The organism is Streptomyces sp. LUP47B (genome assembly GCF_001746295.1).
Classification (GTDB): domain Bacteria; phylum Actinomycetota; class Actinomycetes; order Streptomycetales; family Streptomycetaceae; genus Streptomyces.
The window spans coordinates 40,364-66,064 of the sequence record NZ_MJAH01000028.1 but is presented as its reverse complement, the minus strand read 5'-3'; the positions used below and the strand labels follow the sequence as shown (position 1 = coordinate 66,064).

The 25,701-nt window shown below is 69.3% G+C and carries 22 protein-coding genes and 7 tRNA genes; 12 read left to right on the top strand and 17 right to left on the bottom strand.

Features of this window, described 5'->3' with window-relative positions; genetic code table 11:
* The first annotated feature begins 77 nt into the window (after nt 1–77).
* Nucleotides 78–977, top strand: coding sequence for a phosphoribosylaminoimidazolesuccinocarboxamide synthase (locus tag BFN33_RS46295; RefSeq protein WP_069766236.1), 900 nt, complete (start codon nt 78–80; stop codon nt 975–977).
* A 38-nt stretch (nt 978–1,015) separates the two neighbouring features.
* Here the strand turns inward: BFN33_RS46295 and BFN33_RS46290 are convergent.
* From BFN33_RS46290 to BFN33_RS46255, 8 genes are all read right to left on the bottom strand, one after another.
* A tRNA-Gly gene (locus BFN33_RS46290) sits at nt 1,016–1,091 on the bottom strand.
* Nucleotides 1,092–1,113: 22 nt separating this feature from the next.
* Nucleotides 1,114–1,722, bottom strand: coding sequence for a response regulator transcription factor (locus tag BFN33_RS46285; RefSeq protein ID WP_069766235.1), 609 nt, complete (start codon nt 1,720–1,722; stop codon nt 1,114–1,116).
* 102 nt (nt 1,723–1,824) lie between these two features.
* Nucleotides 1,825–3,072: a sensor histidine kinase gene (locus BFN33_RS46280; RefSeq protein ID WP_079141387.1), complete on the bottom strand. Its 1,248-nt coding sequence runs from the start codon at nt 3,070–3,072 to the stop codon at nt 1,825–1,827.
* A gap of 14 nt (nt 3,073–3,086) precedes the next feature.
* Entirely contained in the window at nt 3,087–3,860 is a 774-nt protein-coding gene (locus tag BFN33_RS46275; RefSeq protein ID WP_069766233.1) for an ABC transporter permease, read from the bottom strand.
* 2 nt (nt 3,861–3,862) lie between these two features.
* Nucleotides 3,863–4,801 (bottom strand): ABC transporter ATP-binding protein, encoded by a 939-nt coding sequence (locus tag BFN33_RS46270; RefSeq protein WP_069766232.1) that lies wholly within the window; start codon nt 4,799–4,801, stop codon nt 3,863–3,865.
* A 138-nt stretch (nt 4,802–4,939) separates the two neighbouring features.
* Nucleotides 4,940–5,015: transfer RNA gene (locus tag BFN33_RS46265), tRNA-Gly, on the bottom strand.
* Between the two features lie 80 nt (nt 5,016–5,095).
* A tRNA-Gly gene (locus BFN33_RS46260) sits at nt 5,096–5,167 on the bottom strand.
* 124 nt (nt 5,168–5,291) lie between these two features.
* A complete protein-coding gene (locus tag BFN33_RS46255) occupies nt 5,292–5,609 on the bottom strand; it encodes an Lsr2 family protein (RefSeq protein WP_062041418.1) in 318 nt (105 codons plus the stop codon).
* Nucleotides 5,610–5,878: 269 nt separating this feature from the next.
* Here BFN33_RS46255 and purS point away from each other — a divergent pair, with 269 nt between their 5' ends.
* The 7 genes from purS to purM all read left to right on the top strand — a co-directional run bounded on the left by purS (nt 5,879) and on the right by purM (nt 13,666).
* Nucleotides 5,879–6,142 (top strand): phosphoribosylformylglycinamidine synthase subunit PurS, encoded by a 264-nt coding sequence (gene purS, locus BFN33_RS46250; protein WP_007383088.1) that lies wholly within the window; start codon nt 5,879–5,881, stop codon nt 6,140–6,142.
* On the top strand, nt 6,139–6,819 hold the full coding sequence (gene purQ, locus BFN33_RS46245) for a phosphoribosylformylglycinamidine synthase subunit PurQ (RefSeq protein WP_069766231.1): 681 nt from the start codon (nt 6,139–6,141) through the stop codon (nt 6,817–6,819). Before purS ends, purQ begins: the two co-directional genes overlap by 4 nt.
* Nucleotides 6,816–9,074 (top strand): phosphoribosylformylglycinamidine synthase subunit PurL, encoded by a 2,259-nt coding sequence (purL, locus tag BFN33_RS46240; protein WP_069766230.1) that lies wholly within the window; start codon nt 6,816–6,818, stop codon nt 9,072–9,074. Before purQ ends, purL begins: the two co-directional genes overlap by 4 nt.
* A gap of 274 nt (nt 9,075–9,348) precedes the next feature.
* A complete protein-coding gene (locus tag BFN33_RS46235; RefSeq protein WP_069766229.1) occupies nt 9,349–10,146 on the top strand; it encodes a maleylpyruvate isomerase family mycothiol-dependent enzyme in 798 nt (265 codons plus the stop codon).
* A 31-nt stretch (nt 10,147–10,177) separates the two neighbouring features.
* Nucleotides 10,178–10,972: an META domain-containing protein gene (locus tag BFN33_RS46230; RefSeq protein WP_069766228.1), complete on the top strand. Its 795-nt coding sequence runs from the start codon at nt 10,178–10,180 to the stop codon at nt 10,970–10,972.
* 57 nt (nt 10,973–11,029) lie between these two features.
* The gene (purF, locus tag BFN33_RS46225) at nt 11,030–12,556 is read left to right on the top strand and encodes an amidophosphoribosyltransferase (RefSeq protein ID WP_062041437.1); all 1,527 of its coding nucleotides are present in this window, start codon (nt 11,030–11,032) and stop codon (nt 12,554–12,556) included.
* Nucleotides 12,557–12,601: 45 nt separating this feature from the next.
* Nucleotides 12,602–13,666 carry a phosphoribosylformylglycinamidine cyclo-ligase gene (gene purM / locus BFN33_RS46220; protein WP_069766227.1) on the top strand — a complete coding sequence of 355 codons (1,065 nt, stop codon included), beginning with the start codon at nt 12,602–12,604 and terminating at the stop codon, nt 13,664–13,666.
* A gap of 73 nt (nt 13,667–13,739) precedes the next feature.
* Here the strand turns inward: purM and BFN33_RS46215 are convergent, their stop codons facing one another.
* Both BFN33_RS46215 and BFN33_RS46210 read right to left on the bottom strand, forming a co-directional pair.
* Nucleotides 13,740–13,991: a DUF3073 domain-containing protein gene (locus tag BFN33_RS46215; protein WP_069766226.1), complete on the bottom strand. Its 252-nt coding sequence runs from the start codon at nt 13,989–13,991 to the stop codon at nt 13,740–13,742.
* A gap of 281 nt (nt 13,992–14,272) precedes the next feature.
* Nucleotides 14,273–15,376: a Glu/Leu/Phe/Val dehydrogenase dimerization domain-containing protein gene (locus BFN33_RS46210; protein ID WP_069766225.1), complete on the bottom strand. Its 1,104-nt coding sequence runs from the start codon at nt 15,374–15,376 to the stop codon at nt 14,273–14,275.
* Between the two features lie 222 nt (nt 15,377–15,598).
* Between BFN33_RS46210 and BFN33_RS46205 the strand changes: the two genes are divergently transcribed.
* Entirely contained in the window at nt 15,599–16,441 is an 843-nt protein-coding gene (locus BFN33_RS46205) for a hypothetical protein (protein ID WP_069766224.1), read from the top strand.
* 514 nt (nt 16,442–16,955) lie between these two features.
* Entirely contained in the window at nt 16,956–17,162 is a 207-nt protein-coding gene (gene bldC, locus BFN33_RS46200; protein ID WP_003949541.1) for a developmental transcriptional regulator BldC, read from the top strand.
* Nucleotides 17,163–17,603: 441 nt separating this feature from the next.
* Here the strand turns inward: bldC and BFN33_RS46195 are convergent, their stop codons facing one another.
* From BFN33_RS46195 to BFN33_RS46165, 7 genes are all read right to left on the bottom strand, one after another.
* Entirely contained in the window at nt 17,604–17,795 is a 192-nt protein-coding gene (locus BFN33_RS46195; RefSeq protein ID WP_069766223.1) for a DUF6274 family protein, read from the bottom strand.
* A 502-nt stretch (nt 17,796–18,297) separates the two neighbouring features.
* Nucleotides 18,298–18,372: transfer RNA gene (locus tag BFN33_RS46190), tRNA-Asp, on the bottom strand.
* A gap of 94 nt (nt 18,373–18,466) precedes the next feature.
* On the bottom strand, nt 18,467–22,450 hold the full coding sequence (hrpA, locus tag BFN33_RS46185) for an ATP-dependent RNA helicase HrpA (protein WP_069766222.1): 3,984 nt from the start codon (nt 22,448–22,450) through the stop codon (nt 18,467–18,469).
* A 111-nt stretch (nt 22,451–22,561) separates the two neighbouring features.
* Nucleotides 22,562–22,635: transfer RNA gene (locus BFN33_RS46180), tRNA-Phe, on the bottom strand.
* 24 nt (nt 22,636–22,659) lie between these two features.
* Nucleotides 22,660–22,734 (bottom strand) — tRNA-Asp (locus BFN33_RS46175).
* A 38-nt stretch (nt 22,735–22,772) separates the two neighbouring features.
* Nucleotides 22,773–22,845 (bottom strand) — tRNA-Glu (locus tag BFN33_RS46170).
* Nucleotides 22,846–23,044: 199 nt separating this feature from the next.
* On the bottom strand, nt 23,045–24,574 hold the full coding sequence (locus tag BFN33_RS46165) for a metallophosphoesterase (protein ID WP_069766221.1): 1,530 nt from the start codon (nt 24,572–24,574) through the stop codon (nt 23,045–23,047).
* 85 nt (nt 24,575–24,659) lie between these two features.
* On the opposite strand from BFN33_RS46165, the gene BFN33_RS46160 reads away from it, so the two are divergent.
* On the top strand, nt 24,660–25,010 hold the full coding sequence (locus tag BFN33_RS46160) for a metallopeptidase family protein (RefSeq protein WP_041819691.1): 351 nt from the start codon (nt 24,660–24,662) through the stop codon (nt 25,008–25,010).
* A gap of 90 nt (nt 25,011–25,100) precedes the next feature.
* Nucleotides 25,101–25,622, top strand: a complete 522-nt coding sequence (locus BFN33_RS46155; RefSeq protein ID WP_069766220.1) for a hypothetical protein — start codon at nt 25,101–25,103, stop codon at nt 25,620–25,622.
* The last annotated feature ends 79 nt before the right edge of the window (nt 25,623–25,701 follow it).

Sequence of the window (25,701 nt, the reverse complement as noted above, 5' to 3'; positions counted from 1 at the left end):
CTCAGCGCACCCCCAGTCCAAGGTCAGCGCCCCGTACGGGACAATCGACCCGTTGGACATACTCACGGGGAGGAACCGTGTCCGGATTCGTAGAAAAGCCCGAGCCGCTCCAGGTTCCGGGCCTGGTGCACCTGCACACCGGCAAGGTGCGCGAGCTGTACCAGAACGAGGCGGGCGACCTCGTGATGGTCGCCAGTGACCGTATCTCCGCCTTCGACTGGGTGCTGCCGACCGAGATCCCCGACAAGGGCCGCGTCCTCACCCAGCTGTCCCTGTGGTGGTTCGACCAGATCGCCGACCTGCTGCCGAACCACGTGCTGAGCACGGCCGTACCCGAAGGCGCCCCCGCCGACTGGGCGGGCCGCACCCTGGTCTGCAAGTCGCTCCGGATGGTCCCCGTGGAAGCCGTCGCCCGCGGCTATCTCACCGGCTCCGGACTGTTGGAGTACAACGAGTCCCGCACGGTCTGCGGCCTCGCCCTCCCCGAGGGCCTGGTCGACGGCAGCGAGCTCCCCGCCCCGATCTTCACCCCGGCCACCAAGGCCGCCGTCGGTGAGCACGACGAGAACGTCTCCTACGAGGAGGTCGCCCGCCAGGTCGGCGCCGACACCGCGGCCCAGCTGCGCCAGGCGACCCTCGGGGTGTACTCGCGGGGCCGGGACATCGCCCGGGACCGCGGGATCATCCTCGCGGACACCAAGTTCGAGTTCGGCTTCGACGGGGACACCCTGGTCATCGCGGACGAGGTCCTCACCCCGGACTCCTCCCGCTTCTGGCCGGCCGGCCAGTGGGAGCCGGGGCACGCGCAGCCGTCGTACGACAAGCAGTTCGTGCGCGACTGGCTGACGTCGGCGGAGTCCGGCTGGGACAGGAAGAGCGAGCGGCCCCCGCCGGCGCTGCCGCAGGAGGTCGTGGACCGCACCCGCGCCAAGTACATCGAGGCGTACGAGCGGCTGACGGGCACGAGCTGGTCGTAACGGAAAAGCCCCCCGGTGAAAACCGGGGGGCTTTTCAATGGAGCGAACGACGAGGTTCGAACTCGCGACCTCAACCTTGGCAAGGTTGCGCTCTACCAACTGAGCTACGTTCGCATGCGCCGTGGCGCGAGAACCACTATACCCAACCTCGCTCGCGTGCGAGCCGCACCGCCGTGTGGCGGTTCTCGGCACCCAGCTTGGAGACGGCCGACGACAGATAGTTCCGTACGGTCCCCTGTGACAGCGCGGCGCGTTCGGCGATCTCCGCGACCGGGGCCCCGTCGGCGGCGAGTTCCAGCACCTCGGCCTCCCGCGCGGTCAGGGGGGAGTCCCCGGCGGAGATCGCGTCGGCGGCCAACTCGGGGTCGACGTAGCGGTTTCCCTCGTGCACGGTGCGGATGATCTCCGCGAGCCGCTGCGCGCTCACGGTCTTCGGAACGAACCCCCGCACACCGGCCTGCAGCGCCCGTTTGAGATGCCCGGGCCGCCCGTGACTGGTGACGATCAGCACCTTGCACGAGGGCAGTTCGGTCCGCAGGGATGTGGCGACCTTCACACCGTCCGCGCCGGGCATCTGGAGATCGAGTACGGCCACGTCGGGCTCGTGCGCCCGGGCCATCGCCAGCGCCTCGGGACCGGTCGCCGCCTCCGCGACGATCGCGAGGTCGTCCTCCAGCGACAGCAGCGCGGCGAGCGCGCCCCGGATCAGATGCTCGTCATCGGCGAGCAGCACCCGCACGCTCACAAGCCCACCTCCGGCACCACCACACGTACGGTCACGAGCCCATCCCTTCCCACCCCACGTGCACGATCACGAGCCCACCCGCCCCCGACACCACCTGCACGATCACGAGCCCACCTCAGGCACACCACGTGCACGATCACGAGCCCCCTCCGTCCCCGTCACCGGCACCTCCGCCGCCAGCCGGAACACACCCTCTCGGACAGGTCCCGCCTCCAGCGTCCCGGCCACGGCCGCGAGCCGCTCGCGCAGTCCGGCGAGCCCGGACCCGCCGCTGCCCCGCGATCGCGACGCCCCGTCGTTCTCGACGATCAGCACCACCCGCGGTCCCTCTCTCCGCAGAGTCACCACGCACAGCTTGGCGTCCCCGTGCCGCAGGACGTTCGTGGTGGCCTCCCGCACCACCCAGCCGAGCGCCGACTGCACCTCGGCGGGCAGCCCGTTCGGCTCCCCGGTGACCGTGCAGGTGATGCCCGCGGCGGTCAACACACCTTGCGCTCCCGTGAGTTCCATCCCGAGATCGGCCTCCCGGTATCCCCGTACGACATCCCGCACCTCGCGCTGTGTCTCGTGCGCGATCCGCTGCACCTCGGTCATCTGGTCCACGGCCTCGGCCCGTCCCCGACGCGCCAGCTGTACGGCCAGTTCGCTCTTCAGCGCGATCACGGCGAGGTTTCGCCCCATCACGTCGTGCAGGTCCCGCCCGAACCGCAGCCGTTCCTCGGCGACGGCGAGTCGGGCGCGGGTCTCGCGGGCCGTGTCGAGTTCGTAGACGGCGTTCAGGAGCCAGACGGAGAAGACGGAGGTGAAGGCGAGGAATCCGGCGGCGATCAGCACCACTATCCCGGTGACCAGCGACTCCGGGACGGCGTAACCCAGCGGAAAGCCGCCGAGCGCGGCGCCCGCGGAGAAGCCGCCCACGAGTGCGAGCACACGCCGTCGCCTGCGGACGCCGAGCGCGCCGATACCGGCCGCGAAGGTCAGCACGCCCACGAAGACCGCGCCCGCCGCCATGTCGAGACCGTCGTCGTCCGGACCACGCTCGGCGATGCCGATCACCGCCACGGATATGGCGAGAGTGACCGCCCCGAGCACCCACAGCATCCGCACCGGCTGTTCGCGCCGCCCCCGCGTCCAGTCGAGCGCCCGCGACGCGGTCACCGCACACACCACGGCGTGCGCGCACACCAGCAGCACCAGCCAGACCGCGAGCTGCCCCGTCACCTCCCCGAAGACCGGCAGGCCGACCGAGGCGACGTAGATCAGCGCGAAGAAGTGGAACGACCAGCGCGTGTACGTCTCCACCTTCGCCGGCGTGCTCTTCCGCCGCCACCAGCCCCCTGCCTCGCGCATGCTCTCCCCGTACGTCAGCGCCTCGGCTCCCACCGGAACCACCGCTGTACAGCAAACACGGCCAGCACCGTCCAGGCCACCGCGGTCGCGATGGCGCCCAGGGCCTCGTAGGCGGAGAGCGTGCCCGACCAGCCGCCGCGGACCAGGGTGATCACGGGCGACAGGGGCAGGAGTTCGCACACCGACGCGAACCTGTCGGGCAGCAGTTCGAGGGGGACGGTGACGCCCGAGAGGGTCATCGAGATCAGCACGAACGGCAGCGTGGTGACCTGCGCGCTCTCCACGGTCCGGGTCACGGCCGCCGTCACGGCCGCGAGCGCGGCGCACATCACCAGCCCCAGCAGCAGCCCCAGCACGACGAGATGGGGCGCGTGCGGCGCGGGCACGTCGAGCAGAGCCGTGCTCGCGGCGACCAGCACCAGGGACTGCGTGAGCCCGGTCGCGCCGATCGGCAGCGCGGTGCCGCAGAGGATCTCGGCGTCCCGCAGCTCCCCGGTGCGCAGCCGCTTCAGCACCAGTTCCTCGCGCCGGGAGGTGTAGATCCCGACGAGGGCGCCGTAGACACCGAAGAGCAGGGCGAAGCCGACCGCGGCCGGCAGCAGGACCAGGCCGACGCTCAGCCCGGCCTCCTCGACGTCCATGTCCTCCACGACGGACCGCAGGCTGAACGGCAGCGCGAGCGGCACCAGTACGGCCGCGACGAGCGTGGCCCTGCTGCGTCCGAGCAGCGTGAACTCGGCGCGGGCGAGGGCGCCCAGCCTGCTCACCGGAGTGGTGACCGTGCTCATGCTCATGCTGAGACCTCCTCGCGCGCCGCTATCCCCAGGAACGCCTCCTCCAGCGAGGCCGACCGCACATCGAGCCGCCGCAGTTCGACCCCGGCCCGCTCGGCCCACACCAGCAGTCCGGTGGCCGTGCGCTGCAACTCCCGCGTCCGCAGCCGTACGACGCTGCCGTCGAGCTCGTGCCCGCTCACCCCCAGCTCCCCCAGCGGTGGCAGATCCCCCACGAAGTACCCCTCCGGCAGCTCGAACGAGATCCGCGCCGGCTGCGCGGCGGTCACCTCGGCAGGTGTGCCCGTGACCGCGATCCGTCCCTCGTGGAGGATCGCCAGCCGGTCGGCGAGATCCTCGGCCTCCTCCAGGTAGTGGGTGGTGAGCAGCACGGTCGTCCCCCTGTCCCGCAGCGCCCGCACCAACTCCCAGGTGTCCCTGCGCCCTTCGGCGTCGAGGCCGGTCGTCGGCTCGTCGAGGAACAGCACCTCGGGGTCGCCGAGCAGGGCGAGCGCCAGGTCGAGGCGCCGCCGCTCGCCCCCGGACAACTGCTTGACGCGTACGCCGGTCCGCCGTGCGAGCCCGACGAGTTCCAGCACCTCCAGCGGCGGCCGGGCGCCGCTGACGCAGCCCGCCCACATCCGCGCGGTCTCGTCGACGGTCAGCTCGGACGGGAAGCCGCCCTCCTGGAGCATCACCCCGGTGCGCGGGCGTACGGCGGCCCGCTCGGCGTACGGATCATGGCCGAGGACCCGGATCCGCCCGTCGGTCGGCCGGGCGAGCCCCTCGAGGAGTTCGACGGTGGAGGTCTTGCCGGCGCCGTTGGTGCCGAGCAGGGCGAAGACCTCTCCGCTGTCCACGGCGAAGCTGATCCCGCGCACGGCCTCGAACCCGCCCCCGTACACACGCCGCAGGTCGGTGACCTCAATCACGTGTTCGTGTTCGTCGGTGTTCATGAAGCCAGCGTCCCGGCGGACCGGATGCGACAGCAGTGCGCGCTGTCACCACTCCGTATGACAAATGTCAGACGGTGCACCGGACATGAAACCGGACATGAAAAAAGACCCCGGTCGCGATGACCGGGGTCTTCTTCATGGAGCGGACGACCAGGTTCGAACTGGCGACCTCAACCTTGGCAAGGTTGCGCTCTACCAACTGAGCTACGTCCGCATTGCCTCCGACCGGCTCTCACCGATCGGCGCGAGCATCATCCTACCCGATCCACCAGAGTGGTCCGGACGGCGATGCAGAGCGGGTGACAGGAATTGCACACTGCGCCTTCCCCCTGGAAGGGGGATGTTCTACTACTGAACTACACCCGCGTGTACTCCGTGAGCTGGGCTTTTTCGGCCTCGCCCCTCGGCGTGCTCCAAACTCTAGCTGACCAGGTGGGGTGCAACGCAAGTCGGTTGGTCCGAGGGGCGGGTGACCCGGTGTCGACCGGCCCTACTGGGCCTCGGCGAACGCCTCGTAGACCTTCTTGGGGATCCGTCCGCGGGCGGGGACGTCCATCTTGTTGGCCTGGGCCCAGGCCCGGACCGCCGCCGGGTCGGGAGCGACCTCGGTCTGCCGGTACGCCTTGCCGGACCGGGACCGCTTGCGGCCGGCCTCCACGTAGGGCTCGAGTGCCTTACGCAGTTTCTTGGCATTGGCTTGATTCAGGTCGATCTCGTACGACTTGCCGTCGAGTCCGAAGGCGATCGTTTCCGCCGCTTCCGAGCCGTCGATGTCGTCAAAGAGAGTGACCACGACCTTCTGCGCCACGAATATCGGTCCCTTCGTGCGGCACGTTGTCAATTCATTTGTACAGTGCCCGACAATGCATTGTGAAGCTCGACTAAATCCTTCCGCGTGTCCGAGCGCAATAGGTATCGGGTGTCGATCTGAGATCTTTCCGGGAAATTTTCACGGACGTCCTCCTCCGTGCTGTGCCGTGATGGCCGTCACGTAGATTCCTACAACTCAACGCGCGTAGAAATTTTGTGCGGGTAGTCTGAAGGAACCTGCTCAGCACCACACCACCGGGAGTGCCAGTGGCACGCGTCGTAGTCGACGTCATGCTCAAGCCGGAGATCCTCGACCCCCAGGGCCAGGCGGTGCAGCGTGCACTGCCGCGACTGGGTTTCGACGGCATCTCCGACGTACGTCAGGGAAAGCGATTCGAACTGGAAGTTGACGGACCGGTCGACGAGGCCGCGCTCGCCCGCATCCACGATCTTGCGGAATCCTTCCTCGCCAACACCGTGATCGAGGACTTCACCGTCAAGGTGGAGGAAGTCGCGGAGGCCGCGAAGTGACCGCTCGTATTGGCGTCGTCACTTTCCCCGGCAGCCTCGACGACCGTGACACCCAGCGTGCGATCCGCCTCGCGGGCGCCGAACCGGTCGCCCTCTGGCACAAGGACAAGGACCTCCATCAGGTCGACGCCGTGGTGCTGTGCGGCGGTTTCTCCTACGGCGACTATCTGCGCGCCGGTGCCATCGCGCGCTTCTCGCCGGTGATGGAGCCCCTCATCGAGCAGGCGAAGTCCGGCCTCCCGGTCCTCGGTATCTGCAACGGCTTCCAGATCCTCACCGAGGCCCACCTGCTCCCGGGCGGGATGCTCGGCAACGACCACCTCCACTTCATCTGCCGTGACCAGAAGCTGCGGGTGGAGAACGCGGACACCGCCTGGACGACCGACTACTCGGCCGGCCAGGAGATCAACATTCCGCTGAAGAACATGGACGGCCGGTACGTCGCCGACGAGTACACGCTGGACAAGCTGGAGGCGGAGGGCCGGGTGGCCTTCCGGTACCTGGACTTCAACCCGAACGGCAGCCTCCGGGACATCGCCGGGATCACCAACGAGGCCGGGAACGTCGTGGGCCTCATGCCGCACCCGGAGCACGCCGTGGAGCCGCTGATCGGCACCGGCCGCACCGACGGCCTCCCCTTCTTCACCTCGATCCTCAAGAAGCTGGTCAACGTATGAGCCGGACGCCTCTGGACACGGTCGAGCACGCGGCCGCGACCCCCGACGTCGAGCTGCCCTGGGCCGAACTCGGCCTGAAGAAGGACGAGTACGAGCGGGTCGTGGAGATCCTCGGCCGCCGGCCCACCGGTGCCGAGCTCGCCATGTACTCGGTGATGTGGTCCGAGCACTGCAGCTACAAGTCCTCCAAGGTGCACCTGCGCCAGTTCGGCGAGAAGGCCCCGCAGAGCGACGCGCTGCTCGTCGGTATCGGCGAGAACGCGGGCGTCGTGGACGTCGGCCAGGGGTACGCCGTGACCTTCAAGGTCGAGTCGCACAACCACCCCTCGTACGTCGAGCCCTACCAGGGCGCGGCCACGGGTGTCGGCGGCATCGTCCGCGACATCATCGCGATGGGCGCGCGGCCGGTGGCCGTGGTCGACCCCCTCCGTTTCGGTGCGGCGGACCACCCGGACACCAAGCGCGTGCTCCCCGGCGTCGTCGCCGGCATTGGCGGCTACGGCAACTGCCTGGGTCTGCCGAACATCGGCGGCGAGGTCGTCTTCGACGCCTGCTACCAGGGCAATCCGCTGGTCAACGCCGGTGCCATCGGCGTCATGCGGCACGAGGACATCCACCTCGCGAAGGCATCCGGCTCGGGCAACAAGGTCATCCTGTACGGGGCTCGCACGGGCGGCGACGGCATCGGCGGCGCCTCGATCCTGGCCTCCGAGACCTTCGACGACGCCAAGCCGTCGAAGCGCCCGGCCGTGCAGGTCGGCGACCCCTTCCAGGAGAAGCTCCTCATCGAGTGCACCCTGGAGGCCTTCCAGGAGAAGCTGGTCGTCGGCATCCAGGACCTGGGTGCGGCCGGCCTCTCGTGTGCCACCTCCGAGCTCGCCTCCAACGGCTCCGGCGGCATGCGCGTGACGCTGGACGACGTACCGCTGCGCGACTCCACGCTCTCGCCCGAGGAAATCCTCATGAGCGAGTCGCAGGAACGCATGTGCGCGGTCGTGGAGCCGGAGAAGGTCGACCGGTTCCTGGAGATCTGCGACAAGTGGGATGTCATCGCCACCGTCATCGGTGAGGTCACCGACGGCGACCGGCTGGAGATCTACTGGCACGGCGGCAAGATCGTCGACGTCGACCCGCGCACGGTCGCGCACGACGGTCCGGTCTACGAGCGCCCGTACGCCCGCCCGTCCTGGCAGGACGAGCTCCAGGCGGACGACGCGAACAAGCTGCCGCGGCCGGCTTCGAGCGCGGAGCTGAAGGACCAGGTCCTGAAGCTGGTGTCCTCCCCGAATCAGGCCTCCAAGAAGTGGATCACCTCGCAGTACGACCACTTCGTGCAGGGCAACACCGTGCTGGCCCAGCCGGAGGACTCCGGCATGATCCGCATCGACGAGTCGACGGGTCTGGGCGTGGCCATCGCGACGGACGGCAACGGCCGTTACGCGAAGCTGGACCCGTACACCGGCGCGCAGCTGGCGCTGGCGGAGGCGTACCGCAACGTGGCGACGACCGGCGCCAAGCCGCTCGCCGTCTCGGACTGCCTGAACTTCGGCTCCCCCGAGGACCCGGCCGTGATGTGGCAGTTCGCGGAGGCGATCCGTGGACTGGCCGACGGCTGCCTGCAGTTGGGCACGCCGGTCACGGGCGGCAACGTGTCCCTGTACAACCAGACGGGCGATGTCGCCATCCACCCGACTCCCGTGGTCGCGGTCCTGGGTGTCATCGACGACGTCGCCCGCCGTACGCCGGTCGCCTTCCAGGAGGAGGGCCAGCTGCTGTACCTCCTCGGCGACACGCATGAGGAGTTCGGCGGCTCGGCCTGGTCGCAGGTCGTCCACGACCACCTCGGCGGCCTGCCCCCGAAGGTCGACCTGGAGCGCGAGCGCCTCCTGGCCGAGATCCTGATCTCCGCCTCCCGCGACGGCATGATCGACTCCGCGCACGACCTCTCCGACGGCGGCCTGATCCAGGCGGTCGTGGAGTCGGCGCTGCTGGGCGGCAAGGGCGCGCGTCTGGTCGTACCGGACGGGCTGGACGCCTTCACGCTCCTCTTCTCCGAGTCGGCGGGCCGCGCGGTCGTCGCCGTACCGCGCTCGGAGGAACTCCGCTTCAACGACATGTGCGGTGCGCGGGGCCTCCCGGTCACCCGTATCGGGGTCGTGGACGGGGACACCGTCGAGCTCCAGGGCGAGTTCGAACTGACCCTGGAGGAGCTGCGCCGGGCGCACGAGGACACGATCCCGGCCCTGCTCAAGTAGGCCGCGGCCGTACGACTCCGAAGGCCCCGCCCGTCGCTGTGACGAGTGGGGCCTTCGTCACGCCGCCACCGGTTCGAGCGCGGGCCGGAAGTGCCGGGCTCGGCGGGGGCCTTGGGCAGCCGGATCTCCGGCGGGCGGTCAGGGCCATCAGGCCGGCGCCGCCCCATGCCGTACACCGGACCAGGACGGTGCCGAAGAGGGCCCAGGAGCCGTCCGAATCCGACGATCACCCTTCCCTCCTTGTCCGTCTTCCCCGCCGACTAGGCTCACCGCCATGCCCACGGCCAGGAAGCGTGCCCGCGCCTACGACCCCGCCAAGATCCGCACGGCCGTCCAGGCCCAGCTCGGGAACGTACGGGAGGCCGTACGGACGCTGAGCCCCGAGCAACTGGCGCTGCCGACACGGCTGGGGGAGTGGACCGTACGGGAGCTGGTCGCGCACATCGGGATGGCGGTCACGGCCGTCCACCGGAGCCTGGACCGGCCCGCGCCCGCGCGGCAGGACGCCGTGCTGCTCGACTGGCCGTTCGCCACCTCCGCCAGCTCCGCGGCCATCGCCGACTTCACCCGGGACCTGGCCGAGCGGCACCCCGACCTCGACGCCTACCTCACCGACGTCGACCGGACCCTGACCGAGCTGCTGGACACCCACCCCGGCACCCGGCTCCTGGAGACCAACGCCGGCGCGCTGCCCCTGGCCGACTACCTCGTCACCCGCACCGTCGAACTCGTCGTCCACACCGACGACCTGAACGCCGCCGTCCCCGGCCTCGACATCCCCTACGACCGTCAGGCCCTCGCCGCCTGCACACGCCTCCTCGCCGACGCCCTCGCCGCGAAGGCGCCCGGCGGTTCGACCGAGGTGCGGGTGCCGCCGTACGCCGTCGTGCAGTGCGTCGAGGGGCCGAAGCACACCCGGGGCACCCCGCCGAACGTCGTCGAGACCGACCCGCTGACCTGGATCCGGCTCGCCACCGGGCGGCTGACCTGGAAGGACGCGCTCGACGCCGCCAAGGTCAGCGCGAGCGGGGAGCGGGCGGACCTGGGCGCACTGCTCCCGCTGATGGGCTGAACCCATCGCACGTCTCGTGCGTCAAAGAGTCATGAAGCGGACGACATACGCCAAGTACGCGGCCGCGGCACTGGCCGGGACCACCGTCCTGGCCGCCTGTGGCACGGAGAGCGTGGGGACCAGGACCCTGGACGTCTCCACCATCGCGGACACCTCCTGGGTGCCCCAGAAGGTCACCGTCGACGGCAAGGACTACGTCCTGCCCGAGAAGGGTGCCCGCAGGAAGGCTCGCATCGACTTCAAGCCCGGCGCCGCCGAACCGGACGTCGGCGGCGGGAACTCCGGTGGTTCCGTGGGCTGCAACAGCATCGGTGCCGATGTCGACATCCAGGGCGACACCGTGAAGGTCTCCGACCTCGCCATGACACTCATCGGCTGCCCAGGGGCGGTGGGGAGGTTCGAGGAGAAGTTCGTCGGCGTCTTCGACAACGACCTCAAGGCCGAGCTGAAGGGCCCGTCAGGTGCCAGGACCCTCACACTGACCAGCCCGCAGAACGACACCATCACCCTGCGCGAGCAGAAGGCCCCCGCTCTGAAGGGCACCCGCTGGTCCCTGGGCGAGAACGCCTACCTCACCCTCACCAGGAACAACACCGTCACCGGCAGCCTCGGCTGCAACACCTTCAACGGCAGGGCCACCGTCAAGGACGGCACGATCGAGTTCGGGCGCCTCGCGACCACGCGCATGATGTGTTCGGGCCCGGTGATGAAGACCGAGCGCCAACTCGCCGAAATCCTCACCGGCAAGGTCTCCTACCAGCAGGAACGGGATTCACTGAAGATCACCGGCGCCTCCGGCGAGAGCGTTACGGCCCACGCGGAGTAAGAAAGCCCACTCTCCGCGAATTCGGACCAGTGGTCGATCTCGCCTACACTCGGAACCGTGCCACGTGGTGACGGACGACTCAACCACGACCTGCTCCCCGGTGAGAAGGGCCCCCAGGACGCTTGTGGCGTCTTCGGTGTCTGGGCTCCGGGCGAAGAGGTCGCCAAGCTCTCCTACTTCGGGCTCTACGCCCTCCAGCATCGGGGCCAGGAATCCGCGGGAATCGCGGTCAGCAACGGCTCCCAGATCCTCGTCTTCAAGGACATGGGCCTCGTGTCCCAGGTCTTCGACGAGACCTCGCTCGGTTCGCTCCAGGGTCATATCGCGGTCGGTCACGCCCGCTACTCGACCACCGGCGCCTCCGTGTGGGAGAACGCCCAGCCGACGTTCCGTGCCACCGCGCACGGTTCCATCGCGCTCGGCCACAACGGCAACCTGGTCAACACGGCGCAGCTCGCCGAGATGGTCGCCGACCTGCCCAAGCAGGAGGGCCGCAGCCCGCGTGTGGCCGCCACCAACGACACCGACCTGCTCACCGCGCTCCTCGCGGCCCAGGTCGACGAGGACGGCAAGCCGCTGACCATCGAGGAGGCCGCTCCCGTGGTCCTCCCCCAGGTCCAGGGCGCCTTCTCGCTCGTCTTCATGAACGAGCACACCCTCTATGCCGCCCGCGACCCGCAGGGCATCCGCCCGCTGGTCCTCGGCCGCCTGGAGCGCGGCTGGGTCGTCGCCTCCGAGTCCGCCGCCCTCGACATCTGCGGCGCGAGCTACGTCCGCGAGATAGAGCCGGGCGAGTTCGTCGCCATCGACGAGAACGGCCTGCGCACCTCCCGATTCGCGGAAGCGAAGCCCAAGGGCTGTGTCTTCGAGTACGTCTATCTGGCGCGCCCCGACACCGACATCGCCGGCCGGAACGTGTACCTCTCCCGCGTGGAGATGGGCCGCAAGCTCGCCAAGGAAGCGCCCGTCGACGCCGACCTGGTCATAGCGACCCCGGAATCCGGCACCCCGGCGGCCATCGGCTACGCGGAGGCCTCCGGGATCCCCTTCGGCGCGGGCCTGGTGAAGAACGCCTACGTCGGCCGCACGTTCATCCAGCCCTCACAGACCATTCGCCAGCTCGGCATCCGCCTGAAGCTGAACCCGCTCAAGGAAGTCATCAAGGGCAAGCGGCTGGTCGTCGTCGACGACTCGATCGTCCGCGGCAACACCCAGCGCGCCCTGGTCCGCATGCTCCGCGAGGCGGGCGCCGCCGAGGTCCACATCCGGATCTCCTCGCCCCCCGTGAAGTGGCCCTGCTTCTTCGGCATCGACTTCGCCACCCGCGCCGAGCTCATCGCCAACGGCATGACCATCGACGAGATCGGCACCTCGCTCGGCGCCGACTCCCTGGCGTACATCTCCATCGACGGCATGATCGAGGCGACCACCATCGCCAAGCCGAACCTCTGCCGCGCCTGCTTCGACGGCGAGTACCCGATGGAGCTCCCGGACCCCGAGCTGCTCGGCAAGCAGCTCCTGGAGACCGAGCTGGCCGCAGGGCCCGCCGCCACGGCCGCGGCCGACGCGATCCGTCGCCCGTAGGCAGCCCGTCATACCTGCCGTACGACACGAAAGTTCTCTACTGCCATGTCTGAGACAACCGGTGCCAGCTACGCAGCCGCGGGCGTCGACATCGAGGCGGGCGACCGCGCCGTAGAACTGATGAAGGAGTGGGTGAAGAAGACCCAGCGCCCCGAGGTCCTCGGCGGCCTCGGCGGTTTCGCCGGACTCTTCGACGCCTCCGCCCTCAAGCGCTTCGAGCGTCCCCTGCTCGCCTCCGCCACCGACGGCGTCGGCACCAAGGTCGACATCGCGCGTCAGCTGGGCGTCTACGACACCATCGGCCACGACCTGGTCGCCATGGTCATGGACGACATCGTGGTGTGCGGTGCCGAGCCGCTCTTCATGACCGACTACATCTGTGTCGGCAAGGTCCACCCCGAGCGTGTCGCCGCGATCGTCAAGGGCATCGCCGAGGGCTGTGTGCTCGCCGGCTGCGCCCTGGTGGGCGGCGAGACGGCCGAGCACCCGGGTCTGCTCGGCCCGGACGACTTCGACGTCGCCGGCGCCGGTACGGGCGTCGTGGAGGCCGACCGGCTGCTCGGCGCGGATCGCATCCGTAAGGGTGACGCGGTCATCGCCATGGCGGCCTCGGGTCTTCACTCGAACGGGTACTCGCTGGTGCGGCATGTGCTCCTGAACGAGGCGGGCCTCGCCCTGGACGCCCGGATCGACGAGCTCGGCCGCACCCTCGGTGAGGAACTCCTGGAGCCCACCAAGATCTACTCACTGGACTGCCTGGCCCTGCTCCGCACGGCCGAGGTGCACGCCTTCTCGCACGTCACCGGCGGCGGTCTGGCGGCCAACCTGGCCCGTGTGATCCCCGACGGCCTGCACGCCGTCGTGGACCGCACCACCTGGACCCCGGGCCCCGTCTTCGACCTCGTCGGCACGACGGGCCGGGTCGAGCGCCTGGAGCTGGAGAAGACCCTGAACATGGGCGTCGGCATGATCGCGATCGTGCCCGAGGAGTCGGCGGACGTCGCCCTGGCCACCCTGGCCGACCGCGGGGTCGACTCATGGGTCGCGGGCGAGATCACGGACCGCGGTGAGCACACCACGGGTGCCGAACTCGTCGGTGACTACGCCTAGGCACTGACAGGCAGCGCAAAACCCGGTCCGGTGGTGTGGACCACCCCGGACCGGGTTACGCACAGCCAGGTCGTCAAGCTCCGCGGCGTTGAGACGTAGGACCGGACTCGTCGTCCTCGTCCTCGTCGTCGTTATAGAGATCCGCGTACTGGGCGTACGGGTCGTCTTCTTCCTCGTCGTCCTCGAACGGCTCGCCATTCGGCGGCTGACTCGAAGTCGAAGCGCCCAGCTCATTGGCCAGACGCGAGAGGTCAGTCCCGCCGCTGCTGTACTTCAGCTGGCGGGCGACCTTCGTCTGCTTGGCCTTTGCCCGGCCGCGCCCCATGGCTCGACCCCCTCGAATACGGGGCTCGACGGCCCCAGAGTCTTGACACGCGTTCATGATCTAGAACGGGCTCTCCGCAGAGAGACCGGTCCGTAGGGCTTCCACGGTACCTGAGCCCACGCCCATACGGTACGTCGCCCGCAGCACGTGCCCTGGCCCAGAACCCTCGGGGAGCCCCGTCCCCGCTGGTCAACCGCGATTTTAACCACTTCTTCGCGGCCGACCCGCCGACGAACGTGAGAGTTCTCTCTAAGTGTGCGCCGACGGGTACCGGTCAAACGTCAGTGCGCCGGTTTCCTGGCCGCCGCCTCATGCATCCGCTGCTCGGCGATCCGGTCGGCCGCGGCGGCCGGCGGAATCCCGTCCTCCTTCGCACGTGCGAAGATAGCCAGTGTGGTGTCGAAGATCTTCGCGGCCTTCGCCCGGCACCGCTCGAAGTCGAACCCGTGCAGTTCGTCGGCGACCTGGATGACCCCGCCGGCGTTCACCACGTAGTCCGGCGCGTAGAGGATCCCGCGGTCGGCGAGGTCCTTCTCCACGCCCGGGTGCTCGAGCTGGTTGTTGGCGGCGCCGCAGACGATCCTCGCGGTCAGCGCCGGCACGGAGACGTCGTTCAGGGCTCCGCCGAGCGCGCAGGGGGCGTAGATGTCGAGCCCCTCGGTCCGGATCAGCGCGTCGGTGTCGGCGACGGCGGAGACGGCGGGGTGCCGGCCGGCGATCCGCTCCACGGCCTCCTGGCGTACGTCGGTGATCAGGACCTCGGCGCCCTCCTCGAGGAGGTGCTCCACCAGGTGGCGCCCGACCTTGCCGACGCCCGCGACGCCGATCCTGCGGTCGCGCAGCGAGGGGTCGCCCCACAGGTGCTGTGCGCTGGCCCGCATGCCCTGGTAGACGCCGAAGGCGGTGAGGACGGAGGAGTCGCCGGCGCCGCCGTTCTCGGGGGAGCGGCCGGTGGTCCAGCGGCACTCGCGTGCGACGACGTCCATGTCTGCGACATACGTGCCGACGTCGCACGCGGTGACGTAGCGGCCGCCGAGCGAGGCCACGAAGCGGCCGTAGGCGAGAAGCAGTTCCTCGCTCTTGTCGCGCTCCGGGTCGCCGATGATCACGGCCTTGCCGCCGCCGTGGTCGAGCCCGGCCATGGCGTTCTTGTACGACATCCCGCGCGCGAGGTTCAGCGCGTCGGCGACGGCCTCCTGCTCGCTCGCGTACGGGTAGAAGCGGGTCCCGCCGAGGGCGGGGCCGAGCGCGGTGGAGTGGAGGGCGATGACGGCCTTGAGGCCGCTCTTGCGGTCCTGGCAGAGCACGACCTGCTCATGGCCGCCCTGGTCCGAGTGGAACAGGGTGTGCAGCACGTCGGCAGCGGCGCCGGTTACGTCGGTCACTGTGGTGACTCCTGGGTACATTGCGGCGATGGGACACAGGCGCCCGTAAGGGTGGCGGGACCTGTGAGCACGAGATTAGGGCTTGGGGCGGCCCCTGACCGTGCAGTGCTCAGGATCACCTCCTCCCGGGGGACGGTCGTGCGACGATTTGCATAGTTTTCCCGCACGTTTGTGTGCGGGTTTCGCAGGTTTTCCCGCCAGGCGGCGGGGGAGAGAGCAGGCGTGCCCAAGGTGTCCCCGGTGATCGTCCCGTACGCGACCTATCTGCGCGTGTACGAACCGCTGGCCGCCTTCCCCGAACCCGAGCGCGGTCACTGGGCCCGTTACGCCCGCCGCCCGGACCGTCCGTCGTACCAGGACGAACTGCGTCGCTCCCTGGCCGACCTGCTGCCCATCCCGCCGGTCCCGGTGCCGGTGCACGAGAGCAGCGACGCCTTCGTGCTCGACGTGGACGGCGTGGTGTGCGTGTGCCCGTGGCGCACCCGGCTGCGCGGGTGGCTGGCCCTGGAGGAGCTCGGGGAGGAGCTGCCGGGGCCGGTCCTGGACGCGGCGCTGCCCGAGGTCGTACGCCGCCAGAGCGCCCAGGACTACGAGCGCTGGCTCGCCCGCAACCCGGACGCCCGGCCCTGGATCCGCACCGCGACCTGGCAGGTGCCGCTGCACTGGTTCGTGCTCGTCTCCGACGAGGAGCGGCGCTTCGACAAGGGCTCCGGCGAGATCCCGCCGATGCTGCGCTACCGCACGCCCATGGTGGAGGCCCGGCGGCGCGTGGCGCGGGCTCTGAGGACCCTCAAGGACGCCATCGACGAGGGACCGCTCATCGACGGTCTGATCGACGTGGGGCGCTGGCTGGAGGAGTTCCACCCGCGCTCGCTGGTCGAGCTCGACTACGGCGGTCTGGTGCACGTGCTGCCGCCGGGCGAGCTGGAGGACGACCACTCGGCGGCGGACGTGGCCGAGGGCATCGAGGCGCTCAGGCACGGCGACGGGGCCGCGGCGGGCGAGGCCTACGGGCGGCTCGTGGAGCGCTGGCGGGGCATCAGGGACCGGCGCTCGGCCAACTGAATGTGCGCCATGTCACGAACTGGCGTTTGACCTGACGCCCGTTTTGGGGTTTCGTCCTCGCTCAAGGTGTCGGCTTCCCCTGAAGTCTCACCGACTAGGGACGTAGGTTCCCGATCCGGGCGTACACCTCACGGAGTGTCAAGCGTGACGGACGGCACGTACCCGGCTCTTGCGTCTCTTGCCCCTCCTCATGCCAAAATAGGACAAGGGGCCCGGGGGAGGTTCCGCTTTGGGGGGTCTGGTGACTCCTGATCGCCCTGTGACTGATCGTCACAGTGGCGTGACTGTCCGCTATGGCATGGTCCATCGGCTTCCGTCGCCGATGAACACCTGGGGGGCAATTCCATCGGTTTGGCCGACGAGGCTGGACGGATGGTGTAGTTGTAGTGCCGAGGACAAGCCGTTCGTCCTATAACCGACTCGACCCGCATCCGCCATTTCGGGCAACGCGGGTCAAGGTGCAGAATTTAGAGGAAAGAACCGAGAACGATCGGTTCTCCCGAGGAGGCCGCTCATGACCGCTCGCACCCCTGATGCCGAGCCGCTGCTGACCCCGGCTGAGGTCGCCACGATGTTCCGCGTGGACCCGAAGACGGTCACGCGGTGGGCGAAGGCCGGCAAGCTCACGTCGATCCGTACGCTCGGCGGGCACCGCCGTTACCGCGAGGCCGAGGTCCGCGCTCTGCTCGCGGGCATCCCGCAGCAGCGCAGCGAGGCCTGAACAACTGAATAACCGGGCAAACCGGCTGGCCCCCCAGTTGGCCGCGCCGCCCGAACCCTGGCTCCAAGCGACGCGGGTCCTGCCCCAACAGGGCCCAATCTCAACCTCGTCGTCGATCGCGCTGGACTCCGCCGAGTCCAGCGCGATCTTTTTTGTGCGTGGCAGGTGGGTGGTCGGCAGCCCTGTGAGCGGGCTTGTCGGAGTCTGGGGAGGGGTGTCGGGTCTGCTGTGAGGGGCCCCTGGCGGGTGTGCGAACGGGAGTGCAATTGCACATATTAAATTGATCTGTTGTAGGACAGCGGTAAGTTCCACGGTTTCAAAAACTCATGCGGTGACTCCCGTCACATGCCAGAGTCCTTGTCGCTCCCGGCTCCCGTGCGCTAAAGGAGGCATGTGTCCCGGACTCCCGTCGGCGGGGCGGGCGTTGGGGTCCGTCGACCGTCACGCCGTGGAGGGGCTTTCTTCCTCGACGGCCTCGTCCGGGGCGGGGACGGTCCGTGGGGCGGAATCCATCGCCAGTCGCAACAGGCGGTGGCAGATCTGGCAGTGACGGGTCAGATGCCGGTACGACGACGCGGCCGCCAGGTGTGCGCGCAGCAGTGCCCGCGTCTCGTGCCTGGCCGTTGCCGCCATACGCCACCTCCGGGCTCCGCTGGGAACGGGGGCCTGGTTTCTGGGTACCGGTGCGACGCGGCGCCGTCAAGACGGCGTGAACGCCACCAGACCCTCACGGGGGGGGGGTGAGGTGGCCGCCCTGGGGGCTGCCGCCCCCAGCCCCCCGCTTCGGCCTGAACGGCCTCGTCCTCAAACGCCGGACGGGCTGAGATTGCTTGAACGGCGTCGTCCTTAAGGCTGGGGGGGCTGGGCTTGCTGAACGGCCTCGTTCTTGACGCTGGACGGCTGAGATTGCTTGAACCGGCGTACACATACGAAGAAGACATACGAAGAAGGCCCGCTCCCCGTTGCCGGGATGCGGGCCTCACTTCCAACTGCGGTCCTGACGGGATTTGCTGTGCCTGATTGCGGCTGCGCCGCGGGCGCGGCCTCCGCCTGGACAGGGCGGCGGGGCGTGGGTGCCGTGGGCATGGAGAAGGCCCGCTCCCCGTTGCCGGGATGCGGGCCTCACTTCCAACTGCGGTCCTGACGGGATTTGAACCCGCGGCCTCCACCTTGACAGGGTGGCGAGCACTCCAAGCTGCTCCACAGGACCAGGTTTCGCGGCGCTTATTGCTGCGTTGCGCTGCGAGAAGGACTGTACAGGAGCAGGGAGGTCCTGGTCGAACTCACCCTGTGTGCGGGGCCCGTCACGGCGCCAGCGTGTCGATCGTCTTTACGATCCGCTTGTCGGAGATCGGGTACGCCGTGCCGAGCGCGTGGGCGAAATAGCTGACGCGCAGCTCCTCGATCATCCAGCGGACGTCCAGAACCTGCTGGGGCACGGGCCGGCCCTGCGGAAGCTGTTCCAGGAGCCAGGCGTACTCGTCCTGCATCTCGTGGACCTTCTCCATACGGGTCGTGTCCCGCTGGACGTTCGTCGGCATCTGCTGGAGACGGCGGTCCGCCGCGACCAGGTAACGCATCAGGTCGGGCAGCCGGCGCAACCCCGTCGCCGTCACGAACCCCGGCTTCACCAACGCGTCCAGCTGCGCCCGTACGTCCGCCAGGTTAGCCAGCAGCGCAGGGCTCCGCACGGTCTTCAGGCGCCGCTCACAGGCCTGCCAGGCGGCGAGCACCTGCTGCACCTGCCCGACCGTACGGACCGTGGTGTCGACGATCTCGGCGCGCACCTTGTCGTACAGCTTCCGGTACGACTCCTCGTCCCACGCCGGCCCCCCGAAGTCCCCGATCAGCTTGTCCGCCGCAGCGGTCGCGCAGTCGTCGAACAGCGCCTGGATCGAGCCGTGCGGATTCGACGACAGGGCGAGCTTCTGGGGGTTCGTCAGCTTCTCGGACGCGAACTTCGCCGGGCTCACCGGGATGTTGCGCACGATCAGCCGCCGCGTGCCCTTCCACATCGCCTCGGCCTGCTCCGCCTCCGTGTCGAAGAGCCGGACCGAGACGGTGTCGCCGTCGTCCACCAGCGCCGGATACGCCTTCACCGGCTGGCCCGCGCGACGGGTCTCGAAAACGCGCGTGAGCGTGCCGATCGTCCAGTCCGTCAGGCCCTTGCGCTCCAGGGACTCGCCGCCCTCGCGGGACGCGGTCGCGGCAGCCGCCTGGGACAGCGCCTGGCGCGCCTTCGGCCTGAGCTTCTGCCGCAACGCCTCCAGGTCCTTGTCCTCGGCCAGATTCCGGCGCCGCTCGTCCACGATCCGGAAGGTGATCCGCAGATGCTCCGGGACCCGCGTCCAGTCGAAGCCCTCCGCGTCGAAAGGCACGCCGACCATGCGCTTGAGTTCGCGGGCCATCGTGACCGTCAAAGGCTCCTGGAGCGGGACGGCCGTATCCAGGAAGCGCCGCGCGAAGTTCGGCGCCGGTACGTAGTTGCGGCGGATCGGCTTGGGCAGGGAACGGATCAGCTCCGTCACCAACTCCTCCCTCAAGCCCGGGATCTGCCAGTCGAAGCCGTCGTCCGTCACCTGGTTCAGGACCTGGAGCGGGATGTGGACCGTCACACCGTCCGCGTCCGCGCCCGGTTCGAACTGGTAGGTCACCCGGAACTTCAGAGGTCCCTGCCGCCACGAGTCGGGGTAGTCGGCCTTGGTGACCGCCTCCGCCGACTCCCGGATGAGCATCTCCCGCTCGAAGTCCAGGAACTCCGGCTGCTCGTGCCGCTTCCGCTTCCACCACGAGTCGAAGTGCGCCCCGGACACCACGTGTTCGGGCACCCGCTGGTCGTAGAAGTCGAACAGCGTGTCGTCGTCGACCACGATGTCCCGGCGCCGCGCGCGGTGCTCCAACTCCTCGACCTCGCTGAGGAGTCTGCGGTTGTCGGCGAAGAACTTGTGATGCGTACGCCAGTCGCCCTCGACGAGAGCGTTGCGGATGAACAGCTCGCGGGAGGACTCCGGGTCGATACGGCCGTAGTTCACCTTCCGCTGGGCGACGATCGGCACGCCGTACAGCGTGACCTTCTCGTACGCCATCACCGCGGCCTGGTCCTTCTCCCAGTGCGGTTCGGAGTACGTCCGCTTCAGCAGGTGCTCGGCGAGCGGCTCGACCCACTCCGGCTCGATCTTCGCGTTGACGCGGGCCCACAGGCGGGAGGTCTCCACCAGCTCCGCCGACATGACGAACCGCGGCTGCTTCTTGAAGAGCGCCGAGCCCGGGAAGATCGCGAACTTGGCGCTCCGGGCGCCGAGATACTCGTTCTTGTTGCCGTCCTTCACGTCCTTCATGCCGATGTGCGAGAGCAGACCGGCGAGGAGGGAGACGTGGACGCTCTGGTCGGGCGCGTCGTCCTCGTTGAGATGGATGCCCATCTGCTTGGCGACCGTGCGCAGCTGGGAGTAGATGTCCTGCCACTCGCGGATGCGCAGGAAGTTCAGGTACTCCTGCTTGCACATCCGGCGGAAGGACGACGAGCCGCGCTCCTTCTGCTGCTCGCGGACATAGCGCCACAGGTTGAGGTAGGCGAGGAAGTCGCTGGTCTCGTCCTTGAAGCGGGCGTGCTGCTGGTCGGCCTGGGTCTGCTTGTCGGCCGGGCGCTCGCGCGGGTCCTGGATGGAGAGCGCGGCGGCTATGACCATGACCTCGCGGACACAGCCGTTCTTGTCGGCCTCCAGGACCATGCGGGCCAGACGCGGGTCGACGGGCAGCTGGGCGAGCTTGCGGCCGGTGTCGGTCAGCCGCTTGCGTACGTCCTTCTGCGCCGGGTCCAACGCGCCCAGTTCCTGGAGGAGCTGGACGCCGTCGCGGATGTTGCGGTGGTCCGGCGGGTCGATGAACGGGAACTTCTCGATGTCGCCGAGGCCGGCCGCGGTCATCTGGAGGATGACGGAGGCGAGGTTCGTCCGCAGGATCTCGGCGTCCGTGAACTCCGGCCTGCCGTTGAAGTCCTCTTCGCTGTACAGCCGGATGCAGACGCCGTCCGACGTACGGCCGCAGCGGCCCTTGCGCTGGTTGGCGCTGGCCTGCGAGACCGGCTCGATGGGCAGCCGCTGGACCTTGGTGCGGTGGCTGTAGCGGCTGATCCGCGCGAAGCCGGGGTCGATGACGTACTTGATGCCCGGGACGGTGAGGGAGGTCTCGGCGACGTTCGTCGCGAGAACGATCCTGCGCCCGGTGTGCGGCTGGAACACCCGGTGCTGTTCGGCGTGCGAGAGGCGCGCGTACAGCGGCAGGACCTCGGTGCCTTGCCCATTAGCGCCTCCGGCGCGGGGGTAGTTCTTCTTCACGAGCGCGTCCGCCGTGTCCCGGATCTCCCGCTCACCGGAGAGAAAGACGAGGATGTCCCCCTTGCCCTCGCCCTGGAGCTCCTCGACGGCGTCGCAGATCGCGGTGATCTGGTCGCGGTCGGAGTCGTCCGAATCCTCTTCCAGGAGCGGGCGGTAGCGCACTTCCACGGGATACGTACGCCCGCTGACCTCGACGATCGGGGCGTCGCCGAAGTGGCGCGAGAACCGCTCGGGGTCGATGGTCGCGGACGTGATGACGACCTTCAGATCCGGCCGCTTCGGCAGCAACTGCGCCAGATACCCCAACAGGAAGTCGATGTTGAGGGACCGCTCGTGGGCCTCGTCGATGATGATCGTGTCGTAGGCGCGCAGCTCGCGGTCGGTCTGGACCTCGGCGAGCAGGATGCCGTCCGTCATCAGCTTCACGAAGGTCGCGTCCTGGTTCACCTGGTCGGTGAACCGCACCTTCCAGCCGACGGCCTCGCCGAGCGGGGTGTCCAGTTCCTCGGCGACCCGCTCGGCGACCGTGCGAGCGGCGATACGACGGGGCTGGGTGTGCCCGATCATGCCCTTCACGCCCCGGCCGAGCTCCAGGCAGATCTTCGGGATCTGGGTGGTCTTGCCGGAGCCCGTCTCACCGGCGACGATCACGACCTGATGATCACGGATGGCGGCCGCGATGTCGTCCTTCTTCTGGCTGACCGGGAGCTGCTCGGGGTAGGACACGGCGGGCACGCGGGCACGGCGTGCGCTCACGCGCTCCTCGCCCTTGCCGACCTCCGCCTCGATCTCGGACAGCACGGCGGCCCGCGCCTCCGGCTTGCGGATCTTGCGCGCACCTTCGAGCCTGCGCCCGAGCCGGTGCGCGTCGCGCAGGGACAGCTCGGTCAGGCGGGCGGCGAGATCCCCGAAGGCGGGGGTACCGGGGGCGGGGGCAGGATGCGTAGACATACGCGATCCAGGATCTCATCCCCGGGAAATTACTGGCGAACGGTTTTGTCCCGCGGCCGGCCTGGCACGACATACAACAAGACCCCGATCCGGAGATCGGGGTCTGTGCTGTGGCTGGGGCCGGGGTCGAACCGGCGACCTACCGCTTTTCAGGCGGTCGCTCGTACCAACTGAGCTACCCAGCCGCGAGGCTTCCGGGGAAACCTCAGCGGTCCTGACGGGATTTGAACCCGCGGCCTCCACCTTGACAGGGTGGCGAGCACTCCAAACTGCTCCACAGGACCAAGCGTTGTGCACGAACAGTGTCGCACACAGTGATGCGTGCCCCCAACGGGATTCGAACCCGTGCTACCGCCTTGAAAGGGCGGCGTCCTGGGCCACTAGACGATGAGGGCAAACTATTACTGCTCTGCTTCGTCTATGCGTCTCCAGGGGGACGTGAGAAGCATGTGACTCCGCTTTCCCCCGGAGGGTTCCGCTTCTCCTGTTCTCCTTACGGAGAGCCGGACGGTCAAGCCCTGACCGGTGCGCTTGGGCACGACGAGACTGTACTACGCCGCTCGGAGCAGGGCCAAATTGATTGGGCGCGGCCGATCAGGGTCGCTTGTCCTCCGGGAGGTGGCGGCTGACCTCCGCCGTCGTGAGGCCGAGGCCGCCGAGTTTGATCTCGTCCCAGGCCTGCAGGCGGCGGGTGTCGCGGTCCATGTAGAGGATCGACGCCTCGATGGGGTCGGGGTACTTGCCCTCGACGGCCCGCAGCCCGCTGCCGCCGGTGGAGCCCTCCACCCGCAGCCGCGTGCCCTTCTTCATGACCTCCATCTCCTGGTGGTGGAGGTGGCCCGACAGGATCATCGGGACCTCGCCGTCGACCTCGCGGGCCGCCGAGGGCTCGTGGGCGATCGCGAGGTCGACCGGGGTGCCCGCGGCCCGCTGCTCGCGCAGGGCCGCGGCCAGGCGGTCGCCCGCCGCCTCCTGGGACTCGTCGGCTCCCGGGTTCGTGGAGCGGTCGGGGGTGAACTGGGGGTCGCCCATGCCCGCGAACCGCAGTCCTGCGATCGTCTCCGCCTTGCCGTTGTCGAGGACGTGGACCCGCTTCAGGCCCTCCATGTAGCGCTGGGTGGTGAGGGAGTCGTGGTTGCCGCGGACCCAGACGTAGGGCGCGCCGAGGTCGGGGATCGGATCCAGGAAGCCGTTCTCCGCCGCCGTGCCGTGGTCCATGGTGTCGCCGGAGTCGACGATCACGTTGACTTTGTACTGCTCCACCAGCGAGGCGATGATCTTCCAGCTCGCGGGGTTCAGATGGATGTCGGAGACGTGCAGGACCCGGATGGTGGTGGGGTCCGGCTGGTAGGCAGGGAGGGTGGACGTGACGTCGTAGAGCTTCGTCACGTTCGTCACCAGGCGGGCCAACTCCTTCTGGTAGACGTCGAATTCGGTGACGATGCTGCGCGCGTTGCCGACCAGGGACGGGGCGGAGGAGAGCAGTCCCGAGAACTTCGGCTCAAGGACGGATTCCGGGTTCCAGGTGGCGTACGCCGTGCCGCCGCAGGCCGCCAGGAGGGTCAGGGCGAGGCCGCCGGCGCCGAGGGCCCGGCGTGGGCGGCGGTAGACCGCGAGGCCGAGGGCCGTGGCGCCCGACACCACGGCGACGCAGGAGCGCAGGGCCAGGTCGAGGGTGCCGTGCTCGACGTCCGTGGCGACCTCGTCCTGGAGGCCGGAGAGACGCTCGGGGTGGTCGACGAGGGCCTGGGAGCGTTCCGGGTCGAGCTGGTCGACGTTGACGTCGAGGCGGACGGGCGCGTGGTGGCTGTCCAGCTGGAGCGCGCCGAGCGGGGACACGTTGATCTTCGTGCCGCCGGTCAGGGACGGGCGCAGGGTCATCGTCGTGTTCATGGGGCCGACCGGGACCCGGACGTCGCCGACGATCAGCAGACCGAGCCATGCGCCCATAAGGACGACGGCGACCAGGCCGAGGGCGCGGGTCCAGGGGTGCGGCTGGGGGACGAGCTCGACGGACGGGTGGGATCGGCGCCTGCCGTACTGGCTGGCGAGGGCTCGCGGGGGCTTGCGTAGGGCGTTCAGGATGCTCCGGACGTTCAGGACTGCGGCGGGGACGCGGGCCATTGATCCCGTATGCCCAAGTCCGCTCGTGGATATGCGGGCGTGCTCATGACTCTCGTACGGATGGGTCGTACCGGAGAATGGGCGTGTGCTGGAGATGACGCGCGAGGAGTTCGAGGAACTGGTCGCCGAGGCCCTGGACCGGATTCCGCCGGAGTTGACGCGGCTGATGGACAACGTCGCGGTGTTCGTCGAGGACGAACCGCCGGCGGACGATCCCGAGCTGCTCGGGCTGTACGAGGGCACTCCGCTCACCGACCGGGGCGAGTGGTACGCCGGGGTGCTGCCGGACCGCATCACGATCTACCGGGGGCCGACGCTGCGGATGTGCGATTCGCGGGAGGACGTCGTCGCGGAGACCGAGGTGACGGTCGTGCACGAGATCGCCCATCACTTCGGCATCGACGACGCGCGGCTGCACGCACTCGGATACGGCTGAGTCCGTTTCGAACGGGGCGCGTGTCCTCTTGTGGGCGGCGGGAGTTGGGCAGGTTGACTTTTTGACGACCGCCCTCGGAGGTGGCTGCTCGTGCGCCCCTTGTACGTACCCGTCCGTCTGGCCGCCACGGTCATGGCCGTCGCCGCCGCCGCGGGCTGCATGAGCGTGGGCGGGGACGGCGGAGACGGCGGCGCGAAGCCGTCGCACTCCGCCGGTGAGCGGGGCGGTGAGGCGCCGGACGGGGGATCCGGGGGCTCGGGTGGTTCCGTGGGGTTCGGCGGGGCGGGCCCGGACGGCAAGCACGGCAGGCACGGCAGGGGGAAGGGCGGCAAAGGGTCCGCCTCGCCGTCGGCGTCCGCCTCGGCGGGAGCCGGCGCGTCGCCCGCGGCGGGGGCGGAGCCGGGGAGTTCGGTGCAGCCGGTGCCCTCGGCGACGAGGAGCGACCCGGCGCCCACCCGTAGTCCCGACCCGGAGCCGCCGGCGCCGAGCGAGCCGCCCGCGTCGCCCACGCCGTCGCCGCCACCGGCCGAGCCGTCCTCGTCCGCGCAGCCGGAGACCGGGACGCAGCTGAGCCAGCGGGAGCCGGCGCCCACTGCCGGGTCGCCGGTGTGACGGACCCCGCCGGTGTGACGGACCCCGTGAAAGGCCCCGAGTGACCTCCGATACATAGGAGGGGATCGGTTTGCCTTCG